General features: G+C 69.0%; 16 protein-coding genes. 9 read left to right on the top strand and 7 right to left on the bottom strand.

The window, feature by feature from the left end; all coding sequences use genetic code 11:
• The first annotated feature begins 82 nt into the window (after positions 1 to 82).
• Positions 83 to 763 (top strand): phosphorylase family protein, encoded by a 681-nt coding sequence (locus H0I76_RS00895; RefSeq protein WP_200605794.1) that lies wholly within the window; start codon positions 83 to 85, stop codon positions 761 to 763.
• Between the two features lie 18 nt (positions 764 to 781).
• On the opposite strand, the gene H0I76_RS00890 is transcribed toward H0I76_RS00895, so the two are convergent.
• From H0I76_RS00890 to H0I76_RS00870, 5 genes are all read right to left on the bottom strand, one after another.
• A complete protein-coding gene (locus tag H0I76_RS00890) occupies positions 782 to 1,120 on the bottom strand; it encodes a hypothetical protein (protein ID WP_200605793.1) in 339 nt (112 codons plus the stop codon).
• Positions 1,121 to 1,304: 184 nt separating this feature from the next.
• Positions 1,305 to 2,438, bottom strand: coding sequence for an adenosyl-hopene transferase HpnH (gene hpnH, locus H0I76_RS00885; protein ID WP_200605792.1), 1,134 nt, complete (start codon positions 2,436 to 2,438; stop codon positions 1,305 to 1,307).
• Positions 2,439 to 2,463: 25 nt separating this feature from the next.
• Positions 2,464 to 3,441: a 4-hydroxy-3-methylbut-2-enyl diphosphate reductase gene (ispH, locus tag H0I76_RS00880; protein ID WP_200605788.1), complete on the bottom strand. Its 978-nt coding sequence runs from the start codon at positions 3,439 to 3,441 to the stop codon at positions 2,464 to 2,466.
• A 200-nt stretch (positions 3,442 to 3,641) separates the two neighbouring features.
• The gene (locus tag H0I76_RS00875; protein ID WP_200605787.1) at positions 3,642 to 4,244 is read right to left on the bottom strand and encodes an MlaC/ttg2D family ABC transporter substrate-binding protein; all 603 of its coding nucleotides are present in this window, start codon (positions 4,242 to 4,244) and stop codon (positions 3,642 to 3,644) included.
• A gap of 65 nt (positions 4,245 to 4,309) precedes the next feature.
• Positions 4,310 to 6,865: an MMPL family transporter gene (locus H0I76_RS00870; RefSeq protein ID WP_200605786.1), complete on the bottom strand. Its 2,556-nt coding sequence runs from the start codon at positions 6,863 to 6,865 to the stop codon at positions 4,310 to 4,312.
• 194 nt (positions 6,866 to 7,059) lie between these two features.
• Here H0I76_RS00870 and H0I76_RS00865 point away from each other — a divergent pair, with 194 nt between their 5' ends.
• The 3 genes from H0I76_RS00865 (at position 7,060) to H0I76_RS00855 (ending at position 9,804) form a co-directional block, all read left to right on the top strand.
• Positions 7,060 to 7,845 (top strand): MlaA family lipoprotein, encoded by a 786-nt coding sequence (locus H0I76_RS00865; RefSeq protein ID WP_200605785.1) that lies wholly within the window; start codon positions 7,060 to 7,062, stop codon positions 7,843 to 7,845.
• Between the two features lie 83 nt (positions 7,846 to 7,928).
• The gene (locus H0I76_RS00860) at positions 7,929 to 8,840 is read left to right on the top strand and encodes a polyprenyl synthetase family protein (protein WP_200605784.1); all 912 of its coding nucleotides are present in this window, start codon (positions 7,929 to 7,931) and stop codon (positions 8,838 to 8,840) included.
• A gap of 64 nt (positions 8,841 to 8,904) precedes the next feature.
• On the top strand, positions 8,905 to 9,804 hold the full coding sequence (locus H0I76_RS00855) for a dihydrodipicolinate synthase family protein (protein ID WP_200605782.1): 900 nt from the start codon (positions 8,905 to 8,907) through the stop codon (positions 9,802 to 9,804).
• Positions 9,805 to 9,822: 18 nt separating this feature from the next.
• On the opposite strand, the gene H0I76_RS00850 is transcribed toward H0I76_RS00855, so the two are convergent.
• Positions 9,823 to 10,230: a universal stress protein gene (locus H0I76_RS00850; protein WP_200605778.1), complete on the bottom strand. Its 408-nt coding sequence runs from the start codon at positions 10,228 to 10,230 to the stop codon at positions 9,823 to 9,825.
• Between the two features lie 204 nt (positions 10,231 to 10,434).
• Here H0I76_RS00850 and H0I76_RS00845 point away from each other — a divergent pair, with 204 nt between their 5' ends.
• From H0I76_RS00845 to eno, 5 genes are all read left to right on the top strand, one after another.
• The gene (locus H0I76_RS00845) at positions 10,435 to 11,133 is read left to right on the top strand and encodes a YdcF family protein (RefSeq protein WP_200605777.1); all 699 of its coding nucleotides are present in this window, start codon (positions 10,435 to 10,437) and stop codon (positions 11,131 to 11,133) included.
• Entirely contained in the window at positions 11,130 to 12,017 is an 888-nt protein-coding gene (locus tag H0I76_RS00840) for a DMT family transporter (protein WP_200605776.1), read from the top strand. The genes H0I76_RS00845 and H0I76_RS00840 overlap by 4 nt, the downstream gene beginning before the upstream one ends.
• Complete coding sequence (gene mazG / locus H0I76_RS00835; protein ID WP_200605775.1) at positions 12,014 to 12,865, top strand: nucleoside triphosphate pyrophosphohydrolase; 852 nt, start codon at positions 12,014 to 12,016, stop codon at positions 12,863 to 12,865. The genes H0I76_RS00840 and mazG overlap by 4 nt, the downstream gene beginning before the upstream one ends.
• A 117-nt stretch (positions 12,866 to 12,982) precedes the next feature.
• Positions 12,983 to 14,008 carry a Fe(3+) ABC transporter substrate-binding protein gene (locus tag H0I76_RS00830; protein WP_200605772.1) on the top strand — a complete coding sequence of 342 codons (1,026 nt, stop codon included), beginning with the start codon at positions 12,983 to 12,985 and terminating at the stop codon, positions 14,006 to 14,008.
• Positions 14,009 to 14,167: 159 nt separating this feature from the next.
• On the top strand, positions 14,168 to 15,460 hold the full coding sequence (eno, locus tag H0I76_RS00825) for a phosphopyruvate hydratase (RefSeq protein ID WP_200605770.1): 1,293 nt from the start codon (positions 14,168 to 14,170) through the stop codon (positions 15,458 to 15,460).
• A 96-nt stretch (positions 15,461 to 15,556) separates the two neighbouring features.
• Here the strand turns inward: eno and H0I76_RS00820 are convergent, their stop codons facing one another.
• The gene (locus H0I76_RS00820) at positions 15,557 to 16,498 is read right to left on the bottom strand and encodes a calcium/sodium antiporter (RefSeq protein WP_200605768.1); all 942 of its coding nucleotides are present in this window, start codon (positions 16,496 to 16,498) and stop codon (positions 15,557 to 15,559) included.

Here is a 16,498-nt window from a genome sequence, read left to right as displayed (position 1 = left end):
GAGCGCGCGCCGGGGGTGTGCCGCGGCGCCGGTGTGAGGCGCCCTCCCGCCCTGCGCGGGAGCGTGGGTGGGGGAGCGCGTCGTGCTGAAGCACGGAGTAGGAACGCCGCCTCTGGTCGGTGTGATCGCCGGCATGGAGAGCGAGTTGAGCGCGCTGGGCGCCCTGCGCGGCGACCCGCGGATCGCCACCGCGGTGTCCGGCGCCCGGCCGGATCAGGCCGAGCGCGAGGCGCGACGGCTCGCGGCCTTGGGCTGCCGCCTTCTGATCAGCTGGGGCGTCGCGGGCGGCCTGCACCCGGGACTGACGCCCGGAACCCTGATCGTCGGCACCGATGTGGTGGAAGAGAACGGCATGCGCCATGTGCTTGTCGTGCCACCGATTCCCGGCTTGCGCCGGGTGCGGCTCATGGGGCTCGACCGCCCCGCGATGACGGCGCGCGACAAGGCCGCGCTGCATGCCGCCAGCGGCGCCGACGCGGTCGATATGGAAAGCCACCGCATCGCCCGGGCGGGCGAGGCGGCCAACCTGCCGGTGATGGCCATCCGCGCCGTCGGTGACCCGGCGGCACGGGCCCTGCCCCGGCTTGCGGCGGACGCGCTGGGCGTCGACGGACGCCCGCGGATCGCGCGGGTCGTCCTGGGGCTGCTGACCGAGCCATGGGCCCTGCCCGCGCTGATCCGGCTCAAGTCCGATACCGACGCGGCGCTGGCCGCGCTTGCCGCGATCGCCACGCGCTTGCCGGGCCTCGCCGCCAAGCCGTGACGCCGCCGCAGATGCGGCTCAGTTGGCGGCGGCCTGGGGCAGTGTGACGCCGGTGTCGACGGGATTGACCGCGCCCAGCTCGCGGCGCTGGTCGTCCGTCCAGGCCGCGATCAGCACGAGACGCGGGTCGCCCGGCTCCTGCTCCATCTCGACCGGATCCACGAAAACCAGAAGCCCGTTCTGGTCGACGTAGAAGGTGTGCTCGCCGAAGGCCTGAATAAGCTGGGATATCGCGGGATGCGCGGGATCCACCGGCGATGCGCCAATAGTCTCGCGGGCGACCGCGATCTGCTCGTCCGTCAGTAACATGTCGATCTCGTCGAGTTCTGGTTCGGGCCCGCCCGGCCGTCGGGTCATTGGGCAGCCCATCTGCAAAGGGAACTTTGACGACATCCACACCCTTGCAGCCGCTGGCCCGCCATGCAACCCCGCGCGCGGCTGCAATGGCCGGACGCGGGGCCGCATGGCGGAGTTCCGGAAAAGAAAAGCCCCGGCAGCGAGAGCGGCCGGGGCGGATACTCGCCTGCGAGCCGCGATCAGGTCACTCGGCGGCGATCGACTTGTCGCTGCGCAGCCGGTGCATTTCCTCGGCCACGATCCGCTCGTGATGCTCCTCGGCCGCGCGCGCCTTGGAGAGGTCGATCTCGGGGGCAAAGTCGCCCTCGGTCCGCAAGCCCCGGAAGGCCAGCTTGAGCATCGCAAGCGGGTTCGAGAAGGCGACGTTCGCCGCCGTCGGCTCGTAGCCGCAATGCGCCATGCAGTCCGAGCATTTCTCGTAATTGCCGGTGCCGTACTTGTCCCAATCGGTGTCTTCAATCAGCTCGGCGTAGGTCTTGGCATAGCCCTCGCCAAGCAGGTAGCAGGGCTTCTGCCAGCCGAAGACGTTGCGCGTCGGCATGCCCCAGGGCGTGCACTGCATTTCCTGATTGCCGAGCAGGAAATCGAGGAAGATCGGCGAGTGGCTGAGGTTCCACTTCGATCCGCGCGTCTTGCCGATTCGGAAGACGTCGCGGAAGAACTCCTTGGTGCGGCGGCGGTTCAGGAAGTGCTCCTGATCAGGCGCGCGCTCGTAGGCGAAGCCCGGGCTGATCGAGATGCCGACACCCATCTCGGTGCAGTAGTCGAGATAGTCGGCCAGCTCCTCGGCCGGATAGCCCTCGAAGATCGTGGCGTTCACGTTGACGCGGAAACCCTTGTCCTGGGCCGCCTTGATCGCCTTCACCGCCTTCTCGAACACACCCTTCTGATCGACCGCCTTGTCGTGGTGCTCCTTTAGGCCGTCGAGGTGGACCGAGAAGAAGAGGTACGGGCTGGGCTCGAAGAGGTGCAGCTTCTTTTCCAGGAGCAGCGCGTTCGTGCACAGCGAGACGTAGAACTTGCGCTCGACCAGTCCCTTGACGATCTCGCCGATCTCGCGGTGGATCAGCGGCTCGCCGCCGGGGATCGCGACCATCGGCGCGCCGCATTCCTCGGCCGCCTTCCAGCATTCCTCGGGGCTGAGGCGGCGGTTGAGGATCAGCTCGGGATAGTCGATCTTGCCGCAGCCCGAGCAAGCCAGGTTGCAGCGAAACAGCGGCTCGAGCATCAGCACAAGCGGGTAGCGCCGGTTGCCTCTCAGCTTCTGGCCGAGAATATAGCCTGCGACGCGCGCCTGCTGGCGGAGGGGGATTGCCACGTCAGTCTCCTGCTTTGCCTGTGCTTCAGCCGGCCACGGTCATCCTGGGGCGTGCGGCGTCGAGTTCACGCGGCAGGCGGAAGACCACGTCCTCGCGCACACCGCTTGCCGCTTCAACCACAACATGGCGGAACTCCGCAAGCCGTCCAAGGGTCTCTTGCACGAGAACCTCGGGTGCCGACGCGCCGGCCGAGATGCCGACGGCGCCGACTCCATCGAGCCAGGCGGGATCGAGTGCCTCGGGCGTGGGCACGAGATATGCCGCCACGCCCTGGGCGCGCGCGATCTCGACCAGCCGGTTCGAGTTCGACGAGTTGGGCGCGCCGACCACGAGCACGAGATCGACGCGACCTGAAATGTCGATGACCGCCTGCTGGCGGTTCTGGGTCGCGTAGCAGATGTCGCGCGTGTCCTGTCCCTGCGCCCCGGGCCAGCGGCGCAGGATCGCGGCGACGATCCCCCGGGTGTCGACCACCGACAGTGTCGTCTGCGTCACGTAGGCGACCTGCTCGTCCGGCTCAAAGGGGAGCGCATCGACGCCGGTCACGTCGGCGACGACATGGACCTCGGCCGGGATCTGGCCGAGCGTGCCGACCACCTCGGGGTGGCCTGCGTGGCCGATGAGGATCACCTGGTAGCCGGCCTCGGCGTAGCGGCGTCCCTCGGCATGCACCTTGGCGACCAGCGGACATGTCGCGTCGATGATATCGAGCCCGCGCCGCTCGGCCTCGTCCTCGACCCGGCGCGCGACGCCGTGGGCGCTGAAGATGGTGATCGCGCCCGTGGGCACGTCGTCGAGATCCTCCACGAAGATCGCCCCCTTCTGGCGCAAGTCGTCGCAGACACGGCGGTTGTGCACGATTTCATGGCGCACGTAGACCGGCGCGCCGTAGAGTTCGAGGGCGCGTTCGACGGTCTCGATCGCCCGTTCGACGCCTGCGCAAAACCCGCGCGGATTGGCAAGCACGACCCGTAGCGGCGACCGCCCCTCGACACCCTCCATGCCTCGACTCCGTTCTCCGACGGTTACCGGCCGGCTCTCGGCCGCTGTCTCTCGTTGTGGCAGAATGATCGGAACGGCGTGTGATGAATGCAACCCCCCTTCGCGCCGTTTTGCCGCAGGGGCGCCGGTTTCTGATGAAGTTGTGACAGTCCGGTCGCGTCGGAAACGCCGCGGGCGGCTCCGACGCGCACACCCCGCGGTCAGATCGAGTTCTCGCGCATATAGGTCAGCAACGCGTCGGGCCCGCTCTTGTCCAGGATCGCCGAGAACTCGTCGCGCTTGAGGATCAGGAAGGACGCGCCACCGACCATGACGTCGATGACCAGATGGCCCCGGTCGTCGAAATCGCGCACGCGCCAGTCCACGGGAAGCGTGCCGCCGTTCGCGCGCGGGATCGAGGCGCGCACCAGCATGTCGCGCCGGGCGGGACGGACCTCGAGAATCTCGGGCTTTGCCTCCAGACCCTTGCCGAACTGCTTGCGGTAGAGGTCCGCGAGGAAGCCGGGAAGGAGTTCGCGGAACTCGGCGGTCTGGGCCTCGTCCAGCATTGCCGCACGCTCGCCCAGCAAGAACTTCTCCCAGACATCGAAGGCGAAGGCGGCATCGATCGTCTCGCGCAGGGCAGCAAGGCGCTCGGCCTCGGGGAGAGCCGCATCGGCAAGCGCGCCATGGGCGCCGTCGACGAGTTGCTCGGCCACCGCGCGGGCGGCTTCGGGGTCGGCCTCGGCACGCGCCGGCGCCGTGCCCGCCCATGCGAGGCAGAGAACGGCCATGGCGGCGAGCATGGAGCGAAGATCGGACATTGGCAGACTCCCGCAGCGTGACACAGACCCTGAACGTAAGGCGTGCCGCGCTCCGGCGCGAGGGGTCAGCGGCGCCCGAGGCGCACGATCCACGGCGTGAGCGCGAAGATCATGGCGACCGACACCGCCATCGCGATCGTGAGCATCAGCCCCATGCTGGCGGTGCCGCGGTGATCGGACAGCGCAAGCGTGCCGAAGGCCGCGATCGTGGTGAGGGCGCTGGCCAGCACCGCCCGCGGCGTCGACGTGCCCGAGACGATGCCCGAGCTCTCGGTCCGCAATGCGAGGTGGATGCCCGCATCGACGCCCACGCCGATCATCAGGGGCAGGACGATCACGTTGGCGTAGTTGAAAGGCAGGCCGAACAGCACACTGGCGGCCAGGGTGATCGAGCCGGCCAGGATCAGCGGCACCACGATGGCGGCGACGAGGCGGACACGGCGCAGCATCAGCACCGCCAGCAGCAGCGTCCCGCTCAACGCGAGCGTCGCGGCCTCGAGCATGGCGTTGCCGACGGCACGTGCGGCCCCCTCGATCTGTGCAGGGGGGCCGCCCGCCTCGGGGGCGACGGCGGCGACCGCGGCAACGAACGCGGCGCGTGCCACGGGATCGGTCATGTTCCCCTCGGGCGCGATGTCGACCCGCAGGCGCCCGTCCGGCGCGCGGAATCGGTCGATCAGTGCCGTCGGCAGGTCGTCGACGCCGAACTCGTCGACCTCGAGCTGGGCCGCGAGCCGGTCGAGCAGCAGGGGGAAGAACCGGAAAAGCGCCTCGCCGAGCGCCGCATCGCGCTCAGGGGTTGCGCGCGCATCCCAGGCATCGAGGGCGACCGCGAGAGCGCGCCCCTCGCGCGTGCCGAGCCCCGCCAGCCGCGTCGAGAGCGCGCCGGGGCTGGGCACGGTCAGCGCGAGCGGATCGCCCTCGACCGCGAACTGGAGCGATGGCCACGCAAGGTCGATCAGTTCGAGCTTGGCCGCCTGCTGCTTGGGCACGAGGTCGTCGAGCCAGACGACGGTGCGCACCTCGGGCAATGGCTCGAGCGCGGCTGCAGCCTCGCGCGCGGCCTCGGGGGTGTCGGCGATCAAACCGAGCCTCAGCGGCGCAAGCGCCGGGTCGTCGACGAGCCAGTGATAGACCACGACCGAGGGCGCCGCGGGATCGCGCAGGGCCATGGGATCGGCGTCGAACCGGGCCTGCGGCGCGAGCAGCCCCGCCGCCAGCCCGGCCCCAAGGGCGAGGAACGCGAGCGCACGCATGGCCCAGAGCGGCAGCACCGGCAGGGGCAGCCGGCCGCGGCCGCGCGCGAGGCTGGGCCGGATGGCGACGGCGGCCGGCACCACGGTGAGAGCGGCGAAGAGCGCGATGATAACCCCTGCCCCGCCGATCACGCCAAGCTGCGCCATGCCGACGAAGTCGGTGCCGGTGAAGGCAAAGAATGCCATCGCCGTCGTCAACGCGGAAAGCGCGAGCGCGCCGCCGATCTCGCGGCTCGAATGATCGAGCGCGCCGGCCGCTGACAGGCCATGCGAGGCGTCCTCGTCGAGATGGGTCATCAGGTGGATCGCGAAGTCGATGCCAAGCCCGACCATGAGCACGACAAAGGCAATCGAGATGAGGTTGAGCGCACCGACGGCCACGGCCGCGAAACCGGCGGTCAGGATCAGCGTGACCGCCACGGTCCCGAGCGCGAGCGCAACCCGCGCAGCGCGACCCACCGCGAGGAAAAGGACACCCGCCACGAGCAGCACCGACAGTGCGAGCGAGGCGCCAAGCCGGGCGGTGACGCTTTCGAGTTCCTCGGCGCGCAGCACGGGATCGCCGGTGATGCCGATGTCGACCAGCGCCTTCAGGCCGGGATCGAGCGCGTCCACGGTCTCGCGGACGGCCTCGATCGCCGGCTTGGCCGGGCTCAGCCGGGTGTAGTCGAGCTTCGGCTCGACGGTCACCATGCGGATGACGGGCTCCGCGCTCGGCTCGTCCGTAAACGCCGATTGCCAGTCGAGGGGGCGCAGGCTGCCCGCGCGCTCGGCGTTCAGAACCGCCGTGGCCTCGGCGAGAAAGGGAGCGAGCGACGAGGGGTCGATCGCGGCCCGCGAGGCCAGCGTCACGGCCTCGTCGAGGGCCGCGAAGAAGCCCGCCACGCTCTGGTCCGCCCTGAGCGCCGCGATCAGGTTCGACGCCTGCGACAGGCGGGTGAGCCGCGAGTCGAGCGCATCGAGATCGTCGTAGAGAAGCCCGTGCGAGACCAGGAAGGGGTCGGCCGCCGGTGCGAAGACATCGCCGATCTCGTTGGCGCGCTGCCCGAGCGCTTGCGACAGCGCAAGGGTGGCGGCATCGGCGGCATCCGCGTGGGGCGAGCGGATGACGGCCACGACGGTGTTCTTGGTTGCCGGAAACGCCTCGGCCAGGGCATGTGCCCGCGCCTGGAACGGCAGATCGGACGAAAGCATGCGGCTCGAATCGGTATCGACCTTGATTCCCGAAGCCGCAAACGCCGAAATCAGGAGCAGAAGCCCGACAATCGCAAGCACCAGGCGCGGCGCGCGCCCGACGAGGCGAAACCATGCCGCAACCGCCCTGCCCGCAGCCGCCTCGATGTTCCGGCCGTGTCCGTTCTGCACCGGACGCTCCCTTTGTCGCCAGATTGCGCGCCCCGAAGGTTACAGCGGCGCTTGAGATGGTTTCGGACGCAAGCTAGCTTACCGCCGGCTCTCCGCTTCGTGTAGGGGGAGGGCCCTTGCGGATCCACACAGAAACCGGCTACGTGTAAATCAGGTTCAAGAACGGGCCGCAAGGCTTTGAAAAGGAATGCCCGATGAAAGTCGCACGCTTGGTGTCCAGGGTCGTTTCGGGCATCGCTCTCATGGCTCTCGCGGCCTGCGCCTCGGTCGACCCCGAGGCAAGCTTTGCCGAGCAGGACCCCTACGAGAGCACCAACCGCGTCATGCACGACGTCAACCTGGCAATTGACCGCGGTTTTCTGCGCCCGGTCGCCAAGGGCTACGACTTCGTGACCCCGGCGACGGTCCAGCACATGCTGGGGAACGGATTCTCGCATCTCGACCTTCCGGTCGACATGGTGAACCACTTCCTGCAGGGCGAGGGGATGGCCGGGCTGAGGACGCTTGGCCGTTTCACGCTCAACACAGTGCTTGGCATGGGCGGCCTGCTCGATCCCGCGACGGAGTTTGGCTTGCCGCGCGAACAGACCGATTTCGGCATCACGCTGGGCCGGTGGGGCTCTGGCCAGGGCGCATACCTCGTGCTGCCCCTTATCGGCCCGTCGACGCCGCGCGACTTCGGGGGATACCTGGTCGATCTCGCCTTCAGCCCGCAGACCTACATGGGGGTCACGGGCTCCGACCTGGTCAACACCTTCTCGCTCCCGCTCAACGCGCTCGAGCGTGTGGACACCCGCAACCGCAACGCGGACCTGATCGACGAGCTGCTGTACGAGAGCCCGGACAGCTACGTCACCCTTCGCTCGGTCTACCTCCAGCGCCGCAACGCGCAGATTTCGCGGGGGGATGCCACCGAGGCCTTGCCGGACATCTTCGAGGAGGAGGAGCCCGAGGAAGCTCCGGCCGCGCCGGTGAACTGAGCGCCGCGGCGGCGCCAAGCTGCCTTCTGATCCGGGCCGGGCGCTCGCGGCGCCCCGCCTCTTTCCTGCCGACGAGGACCATGATGCAGACGACTGAAGCCTCCTTCGCCGAGACGCTCAGCGAAGCCGCGGCGGATGCCGAGCGGATGCTGGACGCCTGCCTGCCCAAACCGCAAGGCGCACCCGGCGAGGCCGAGTTGATCGAGGCGATGCGCTACGCTGTGATGGGCGGGGGCAAGCGGCTTCGCGCCTTCCTGGCGATGGAGACGGCACGGCTGTTCGACGCGCCACCCGCGCGCGGCGCACGCGTAGGGGCTGCAATGGAATGCCTGCACGCCTACAGCCTCGTCCATGACGACATGCCCTGCATGGATGACGACGACCTGCGCCGGGGCAAGCCCACCGTCCACAAGGCATGGAACGAGGCGACGGCGGTGCTGGCGGGCGATGCGCTGCAGACGGTCGCCTTCGAGATCCTTGCCGATCCCGCGACCCACCCCGATGGCGACGTGCGGGCGCGGCTTTGCCTGCGGCTGGCGCAGGCCAGCGGCCATGCGGGCATGGTCGGCGGACAGGCCATCGATCTCGCGGCGGAATCGGCCGCTGAGCCGATGGCGCCCGAGACCGTGCGCAAGCTGCAGCAGATGAAGACGGGCGCGCTGATCGAAGTCTCGGCCGAGGCCGGCGCGATCGTCGGCGGCGCGTCGCACGACGAGATCGGGCGCATCCGGGCCTATGCGCGCGCGCTTGGCGAGGCGTTCCAGATCGCGGACGACCTGCTGGACGTCACCGGCACGGTCGAGGAGGTCGGCAAGGCGGTCGGCAAGGACGCTGGCGCAGGCAAGGCGACCTTCGTCGACATTCTTGGCATCGACGGCGCGCGGGCGCGTGCCGACGAGCTTGTCAGCACCGCTGCGGCCGAGCTGTCGCCGTTCGGTGCCCGCGCAGGGATGCTGATCGCGGCCGCGCGCTTCGTGGTCGACCGCCGGTCGTGACCGGCGCGGCCCGCCTGGCCCGACGCGGTCCGCACGATGCGTCGCTAGTGGCGGAGATGCACCGATGACATCCGACGAGGATGGCCTTCACGGCGTGATCCCCTACCTGGTCTCGCCCGTCGATGCTTCGGGCGAGATCGATCGGCCGGTTCTGGCCGCCCTTGTCGAACACCTGATCGCAGCCGGCGTGCACGGGCTGACCCCGCTTGGCTCGACCGGCGAATTCGCGTATCTGGACGAGCGGCGGCGCGCCGACGTCGTAGAGACGGTGGTTGCGGCCGCGCGCGGGCGGGTGCCCGTGATCGCGGGCGTCGCCGCCACCACGACGGCGGCCGCGGCAGCCCAGGCGGCGCGCTACCGCGAGATGGGCGTCGCAGGGGTCATGGCGACGCTCGAGGCCTATTTTCCGATCCCCGAGGACGGGATCGTCGACTACTTCTCGGCGGTGGCCGAGGCGGCAGGCCTTCCGGTCGTGCTCTACACCAATCCGAACTTCCAGCGCGTCGACCTCACGCTCGCGGTGATCGACCGTCTCTCGCACGTCCCGAACATCCGCTACCTGAAGGACGCCTCGACCAATACCGGCCGGCTGCTGACGATCATGGAGCGCACCGAGGGGCGGCTCGGGATCTTTGCCGCCTCGTCGCATATCACCGCGGCCGTGATGCTGATCGGGGGGCGCGGCTGGATGGCGGGACCGTCATGCATCGTGCCGCGCCAGTCGGTCGAGCTCTACGATCTGTGCCGCGCCGGCCGGTGGGACGAGGCCATGTCGCTCCAGCGCAGGCTCTGGGCGGTCAACGAAGTCTTCGCCCGCTACAACCTTGCGGGCGCGGTCAAGGCGGGCTTGCAGCTTCAGGGCTTCGCGGTGGGCGACCCGCTGCCGCCGCAACCCGCGCTCGACGCCGCGGGGATCGCAGCGGTGCGCCGCGCGCTTGAAGGCTGCGGCGCACTGCCGGGCTGACCGGACGGAGAAGGGACGTCAGCGCATCACATGCACGCAGCACTGCGCGTGGCGGACGACGCGCGCGGCGGTGGAGCCGAGGAAATAGTCCTCGAGCCCCGGCTTGTGCGAAGCGATCACGATGCAGTCGGTCTTGTTGTCCTCGGCATAGTCGAGAATCGTGCGCCCGGAATGACCCCAGACCACCTTTGGCGTCACGTCGCCGGCACCGCCCGCGAGCTCGCGCAGGGCGTTGACGGCCGCGTCCTCGTTGCGGCGAAGGGTGCCCTCGGGCAGGTGGCTCGCCGCGAAGCCCGGGATTTCCTCCATCACGTGTAGCAACGTGATCTGCCCGCCCTGATCGAGAAGCTGCCGCGCGACGGCGAGCGCGGTGTTCCCCTTCTCGGCATGGTCGAGCGCGACGGGGACGAGAACATTCTTGTACATGGTGGCCCCTCCTTCCTTGGGTCTCATCGTCTTCGCCCGCCGGGGCGGATCGTGCATTGACCGAAATCATGCTGGCCGACTCTTCGGCGAGCCGACCGGCGCCACGTCTGGCGTGACGTCGCCACAGCCGCTAAAGAGATGCCGCCCATGCTCCACTTTCCGGAGCGCAGACGAATCCCCGCAGGCCGGAGCGACGCAACGCCCATGATACTCCAGCGAGGCGGACACCGAGAACGAGGCCGCGCAGCATTCTCGCGCCCTTTGCGCGTGGCGCTGGCGGCCGCGGCAATCGGCGCCCTGAGCTTCTTCGCGACATTCGCGGCGGCGGCGGCGCATCGTGCGCTCGCGGCGGCATCGCCCGAGCCGGCCGAGTTGATCGTGGTGCTGGGCGGCGAGTTCGGCAACAACCCGTGCCGGGTCGACACCGATTACCGGATGATCCGAGGGCTGGAGATTTCCGCACGGATGCCGGATGCCACGGTCGTGGTGTCGGAAACCGTGGCCCCCTTCCCTGATCTCGTCAGGGCCAACACCGCCGTCCTCGCGCATCTGAACGGTCTGCCGCAGCCAGACAAGCTGCTGGTCGAGCCACGGGCGGTGTCGACCTTCGAGAACGTCCGCTTCACGGTCGACCTCCTAGGCGAGCGTCCCGAGGGACGCGTCATCCTTGTGACCGACCCCGTCCACATGCTGCGCGCCCGCGCCTTGTGGCGCTACTTCGTCGGCGACTGGCCCGATTACGCGCTTGCGCGTGCGCGCGGCAAGCCGATCAGCCGTGCGCGCCTGACCTATCATCTGCGCGAGGCGGCGGCCTGGTGGCTCAACCTGGGCAAGGTGGCGGCGTGGGAGGCCCTGGCGCTGGCTGGCGTCGACAACGCCACGCGCGGGGGGATGATCCGATGAGCCCGCGTGACGCCGCGTCGGTGCTGAGCGGGCCGTCACGGCCCTTGGCTGCGGCCGGCTGGATGGTCGGCGCCATCATCTCGTTCGGCGCCATGGCGATCGCCGGGCGCGAGCTCTCGGCCGAGCTCGATACCTTCGAGATCATGGCCTACCGCTCGGCCATCGGCCTTCCGATCATCACCGCGATGCTTCTGGCCACGTATGGCCCGGCCGGGATGCGCACGCGCCAGCCGGGCGCGCACCTGACCCGCAACGTGATCCATTTCGCGGCGCAGAACTTCTGGTTCTTCGGGATCGCGACGATCCCGCTTGCACAGCTGGTGGCGATCGAGTTCACGAACCCGATCTGGGTGGCCCTGTTCGCGCCCCTGCTGCTGGGCGAGCGCATGACACGCGCGGGCATGATTGCGGCGGCCCTGGGCTTTGCGGGCGTCCTGATCGTCACGCGACCCGGCCTGGCGCCGCTGGGGCCGGGGCATGCCGCGGCGCTGGCCGCCGCGATCGGCTTTGCGCTGACGAACATCTGGACCAAGCGGCTCTCGCGCATGGACGGCACGCTCAACATCCTTTTCTGGATGACGTTGAGCCAGATGCTGATGGGCATCGCCTGCGCCCTGCCCGGTGGGATCACCGTACCCTCGACCGCCCTGGCGCCCTGGGTGCTGTTCGTCGGGATCTGCGGTCTGACCGCCCATTTCAGCCTGACGCGCGCGCTTTTCGCGGCGCCCGCGACCGTGGTCGCGCCGATGGAGTTCATGCGGCTGCCTGCCATCGCCATCGCGGCAGCCCTGATCTACGGCGAGCCTCTGGAGATCGCCGTGTTCGTCGGGGCGGCGCTGATCCTGGCGGGCAATCTTGTCAATCTGCGGGGAGCGCGGCGATGACCCGAAGGCCGGTGGAACCCAGAACCGCCTCGGACGCGGTGGTCTTCGATCGCAAGGCGGGGATCGAGCGCCTGCTCGAGATCATGGCCCGGCTGCGCGCGCCCGACGGATGCCCCTGGGACCGCGAGCAGACCTTCGCCACCATCGCGCCCTACACCGTCGAGGAGGCCTGCGAGGTCGCGGATGCGATCGCCTCGGGCGACATGGGCCATCTGCGCGAGGAGCTCGGCGATCTGTTGCTACAGGTCGTCTACCACGCGCACATGGCCGAGGAAGCGGACGAGTTCGACTTCGACGCCGTCGTGGCAGCGGTCAGCGACAAGATGCTGCGCCGCCACCCGCATGTCTTTGGCGACGCGCCCGGCGCGCCCCGCGCCGATCCCGCGAGCGTGGACTGGGAGGGGATGAAAGCGGCCGAGCGCGCCGCGCGCGGCGAGACACGCGAGAGCGTGCTGGACGGCGTGCCCTCGACGCTGGCGGCCCTGACCCGGGCGGTGAAGCTGACCAAGCGGGCGGCAACCGTCGGCTTTGACTGGACCGACCCGCGTGACGTGCTGAGCAAGATCGCCGAGGAGACACGCGAGCTGGTCGACGAGCTCCCGCAGGGTGACCATGACAGGATCGAGGAGGAATACGGCGACCTGCTGTTCGTGATGGCCAATCTCGCCCGCCACCTGAAGGTCGACCCCGAGGCCGCGCTGCGCCGCGCCAATGCGAAATTCGAGCGCCGTTTCCGGGGCATCGAGGATGCGCTCAAGGCCGAGGGGCGCAGGCCCGACGACGCGACCCTGGCCGAGATGGACGCGATCTGGAACGCCGTGAAGGCGCGCGAGAAGGCTCGCGGATGACGCAGCGCGGCGGGTTGTCGCACGCCGCCAAGTAGTTTCTTATCGTTTCACTCAGTTATTGATCCGAGTGTTTTTGTCGTCTATCAGGTTTCCAGCCAATCCACGAGGGAGACCACGATGCGCAAACCCCTGATCGCGGCAGCCACGGCAATCGCGACCGCCCTTTCGGCAAGCGCGGCCACGGCCGCCGAGGTGAATGTCTACACCACGCGTCAGCCTGAGCTGATCCAGCCGATCTTCGATGCCTTCACCGCCCAGACGGGCATCGATGTCAACGTGCTCTACGCCGAGAAGGGCCTGATCGAGCGCATGAAGGCCGAGGGCGACCGCAGCCCCGCCGACCTCTACATGACCGCCGACATCTCGAACGTGAAGGCGGCGACCGATGCCGGTCTCACGCAGCCGCACGGCAACGCCACCGTCGGCGAGGTCGTGCCTGCGACCCTGCGCGACGAGGCCGGCCACTGGTTTGCGCTGACCACCCGCGCGCGGGTTGCCTACACCTCGAAGGAGCGTGTCGCCGAGGGCGAAGTCACCACCTTCGAGGATCTCGCCGATCCGAAATGGCGCGGCCGGATCTGTGCGCGGCCGGGCAGCCATTCCTACAACCTCGCCCTGATCGCGGCGGTGATCGCCCATCACGGCGAGGCCGACGCCAAGGTCTGGGTCGAGGGTCTGCGCGACAACCTGGCGCGCAAGCCCCAGGGCAATGACCGCGCGCAGGTGAAGGCCGTCTGGGCCGGCGAGTGCGACATCGCCATCGGCAACACCTACTACATGGGCAAGATGCTCGAGGATCCGGAGCAGAAGGAATGGGCCGATTCCGTGCGCGTGGTGTTCCCGACCTTCGAGGGCGGCGGCGCGCATGTGAACATCTCGGGCGCGGCGCTCACCCGTTCGGCACCGAACAAGGCCGAGGCCGAGCAGCTGATCGACTTCCTGCTCTCGCCCGAGGCGCAGGAGCTTTATGCGAGCCTCAACCATGAATACCCGGTGCGCGCCGGCGTCGAGCCCTCGGACCTGGTGAACAGCTGGGGCACGTTCGAGCCCGACACGATCGGGCTGACCGAGATCGGCAGCCTGCGCGGCGAGGCGCTGAAGATCGTCGAGGAGACGCAGTTCGACCTCGGCCCGAATTCCTGAATGCCCTTCCCGGGCTGACTTGCGGGCGCCCCCTCGCGGGCGCCCGCTTCTTTTTTGTCGCCCACGCACCCTGCCGTGACGCCCCTGCCCTAGGCGCAGCGCCCGGCGGAGTGTAAGAGTGCCCCCGACCACGCGGAATTGCCGTCAGGGGAGGCACCCATGAGCGTCATCATCGACATCACTGCACGCGAGATCCTGGACAGCCGGGGCAACCCGACTGTCGAAGTCGACGTGCTGCTGGAGGACGGCGCCGAGGGCCGCGCCGCGGTACCATCGGGTGCTTCGACGGGCGCGCACGAGGCGGTCGAACTGCGCGACGGCGACCCCGCACGCTACAAGGGAAAGGGCGTGCTCAAGGCGGTCGAGGCCGTGAACAGCGAGATCTTCGAGGCGCTGGCCGGAACCGACGCGCTCGCCCAGAAGGCGCTCGACCAGCTGATGATCGAGCTCGACGGCACACCGAACAAGGCGCGTCTGGGCGCAAACGCGATCCTGGGCGTCAGCCTGGCGGTGGCGAAGGCGGCCGCTGCCTCGTCGGGCCTGCCGCTCTATCGCTATGTCGGCGGCGTCTCGGCCCGCACCCTGCCCGTGCCGATGATGAACATCCTCAATGGCGGCCAGCATGCCGACAACCCGATCGACATCCAGGAGTTCATGGTGATGCCGGTCGCCGCCGGCTCGATCGCCGAGGCCGTGCGCTGGGGCGCCGAGATCTTCCACACGCTCCGCGCCGGGCTGAAGGAAGCCGGCCACAACACCAATGTCGGTGACGAGGGCGGGTTCGCGCCGAACATCGGCTCGTCGCGCGAGGCGCTCGACTTCATCATGGCCTCGATCGAGAAGGCCGGCTTCAAGCCGGGCGACGAGGTTGCGCTTGCGCTGGACGCCGCCTCGACCGAATTCTACGACGCCGAGGCCAAGCTCTATCGCATGGCGGGCGAGGGTCTGGAGCTCACCTCGGGCGAGATGGCCGCCTATCTCAACAAGCTGGTCACCGACTACCCGATCATCTCGATCGAGGACGGCATGGCCGAGGACGACTGGGACGGATGGTACGCCCTGACGGATATCATCGGGAAGCGCTGCCAGCTGGTGGGCGACGATCTCTTCGTCACCAATGTCGAGCGGCTGACGCGCGGCATCGAGTTGGGATGCGCCAACTCGATCCTGGTCAAGGTGAACCAGATCGGCTCGCTCTCCGAGACCCTCGAAGCCGTTCGGATGGCACATCGTGCGCACTACACGGCCGTGATGTCGCACCGCTCAGGCGAGACCGAGGACGCGACCATTGCCGACCTCGCGGTCGCGACCAATTGCGGGCAGATCAAGACGGGGTCGCTCGCGCGCTCGGACCGCCTTGCCAAATACAACCAGCTCATCCGGATCGAGGAAGAACTGGGCGAAGCGGCGCATTATGCCGGCACCTCGGTGGTGCCGCGCGGCGAACGCTGAGCGGCCAGCCAGCCCCCCGGCCGGCGGCAAGGCGTTACCGCCGCGGCGAGATGAATGCACGCACCGGACCAGGGCTGGCCGGTGCGTGTCGCGTTTTCAGAGCATGACCGCGAGATAGAGCCCGTATCCCGCCAGCAGGGCGATACCAATGGCGCGACTCATCCGGCCCAGCACCAGGATCACGACGACGAGCGCCGCTGTCGCCGCAAGCATCGCAGGCAGGTCGCGCAGCAGCGCCTCGGACGACGGCGCGATCTCGCCGACCATCAACGTCGCGCCGATCACGCCGAGGATGTTGAAGATGTTCGATCCGATGATGTTGCCCAGGGCGAGCTCGGACTGGCCGCGCCGGGCCGCCATGATCGAGGTCGCGAGTTCCGGAAGCGAGGTCCCGACGGCAACGATCGAGGCGCCGATCACCGCCTCGGACACATCAAACAGCCGCGCGATCTCGACCGCGCCCTCGACGAACAACCGCGCGCCGAGCAGCGCGGCCACCAGCCCGACCAGCGCAATCGCGAGCGAGCGCCACAGCACCGGGGCGATCTCGTCCCCATGTGCGCCCGTATCCTGCGGCCCTCCCGCGCTTGACGCGCCCACGGACAAAGCGACCAGCGCATAAACCGCGAGCGAAAGCAGGAACAGCGCGCCCAGCATCGGCGTGAGCGGCCCGGCGACCATGGCAAGCGCGAGGGTGACGGCGACGGTGACGGCAATCCAGAGGTCAAAGCGGAACGCGTCCTTGTGCACCGTCATCGGCGCGATGATCGCCGCAAGGCCGCCGATCAGCAGCACGTTGCAGGTGTTCGACCCCAGGGCGTTGCCCAGCGCGATGTCGGGTGCGCCAAGGCGCGCGGCCTCGACCGACGTCAGGAGTTCGGGGGTCGAGGTGCCGAATCCGATCAGCAAGACGCCGATCACGACGGGGGCCAGCCCGAGCCGCCTCGCGGTGCCCGCGCTGCCGCGAACCAACGCCTCGCCGCCACCCGCGAGGAGTGCTCCGCCCATGAGAAGCGGAAGGAAGATTTCGATGAGCAT

The organism is Thermohalobaculum xanthum (assembly GCF_016623495.1).
GTDB lineage: Bacteria > Pseudomonadota > Alphaproteobacteria > Rhodobacterales > Rhodobacteraceae > Thermohalobaculum > Thermohalobaculum xanthum.
The sequence above is the reverse complement of the archived record's forward strand: the minus strand, read 5'-3'. Positions and strand labels throughout refer to the sequence as shown.

What these genes read in the sequence shown, in the direction of transcription:
- H0I76_RS00890 (WP_200605793.1), bottom strand. Translation starts at nt 1,120, where the DNA reads ATGACCCGACGGCCGGGCGGGCCCGAACCAGAACTCGACGAGATCGAC.
- ispH (WP_200605788.1), bottom strand. Translation starts at nt 3,441, where the DNA reads ATGGAGGGTGTCGAGGGGCGGTCGCCGCTACGGGTCGTGCTTGCCAAT.
- H0I76_RS00875 (WP_200605787.1), bottom strand. Translation starts at nt 4,244, where the DNA reads ATGTCCGATCTTCGCTCCATGCTCGCCGCCATGGCCGTTCTCTGCCTC.
- H0I76_RS00865 (WP_200605785.1), top strand. Translation starts at nt 7,060, where the DNA reads ATGAAAGTCGCACGCTTGGTGTCCAGGGTCGTTTCGGGCATCGCTCTC.
- H0I76_RS00860 (WP_200605784.1), top strand. Translation starts at nt 7,929, where the DNA reads ATGCAGACGACTGAAGCCTCCTTCGCCGAGACGCTCAGCGAAGCCGCG.
- H0I76_RS00855 (WP_200605782.1), top strand. Translation starts at nt 8,905, where the DNA reads ATGACATCCGACGAGGATGGCCTTCACGGCGTGATCCCCTACCTGGTC.
- H0I76_RS00850 (WP_200605778.1), bottom strand. Translation starts at nt 10,230, where the DNA reads ATGTACAAGAATGTTCTCGTCCCCGTCGCGCTCGACCATGCCGAGAAG.
- H0I76_RS00845 (WP_200605777.1), top strand. Translation starts at nt 10,435, where the DNA reads ATGATACTCCAGCGAGGCGGACACCGAGAACGAGGCCGCGCAGCATTC.
- H0I76_RS00840 (WP_200605776.1), top strand. Translation starts at nt 11,130, where the DNA reads ATGAGCCCGCGTGACGCCGCGTCGGTGCTGAGCGGGCCGTCACGGCCC.
- mazG (WP_200605775.1), top strand. Translation starts at nt 12,014, where the DNA reads ATGACCCGAAGGCCGGTGGAACCCAGAACCGCCTCGGACGCGGTGGTC.
- H0I76_RS00830 (WP_200605772.1), top strand. Translation starts at nt 12,983, where the DNA reads ATGCGCAAACCCCTGATCGCGGCAGCCACGGCAATCGCGACCGCCCTT.
- eno (WP_200605770.1), top strand. Translation starts at nt 14,168, where the DNA reads ATGAGCGTCATCATCGACATCACTGCACGCGAGATCCTGGACAGCCGG.
- H0I76_RS00820 (WP_200605768.1), bottom strand. Translation starts at nt 16,498, where the DNA reads ATGCTCATCGAAATCTTCCTTCCGCTTCTCATGGGCGGAGCACTCCTC.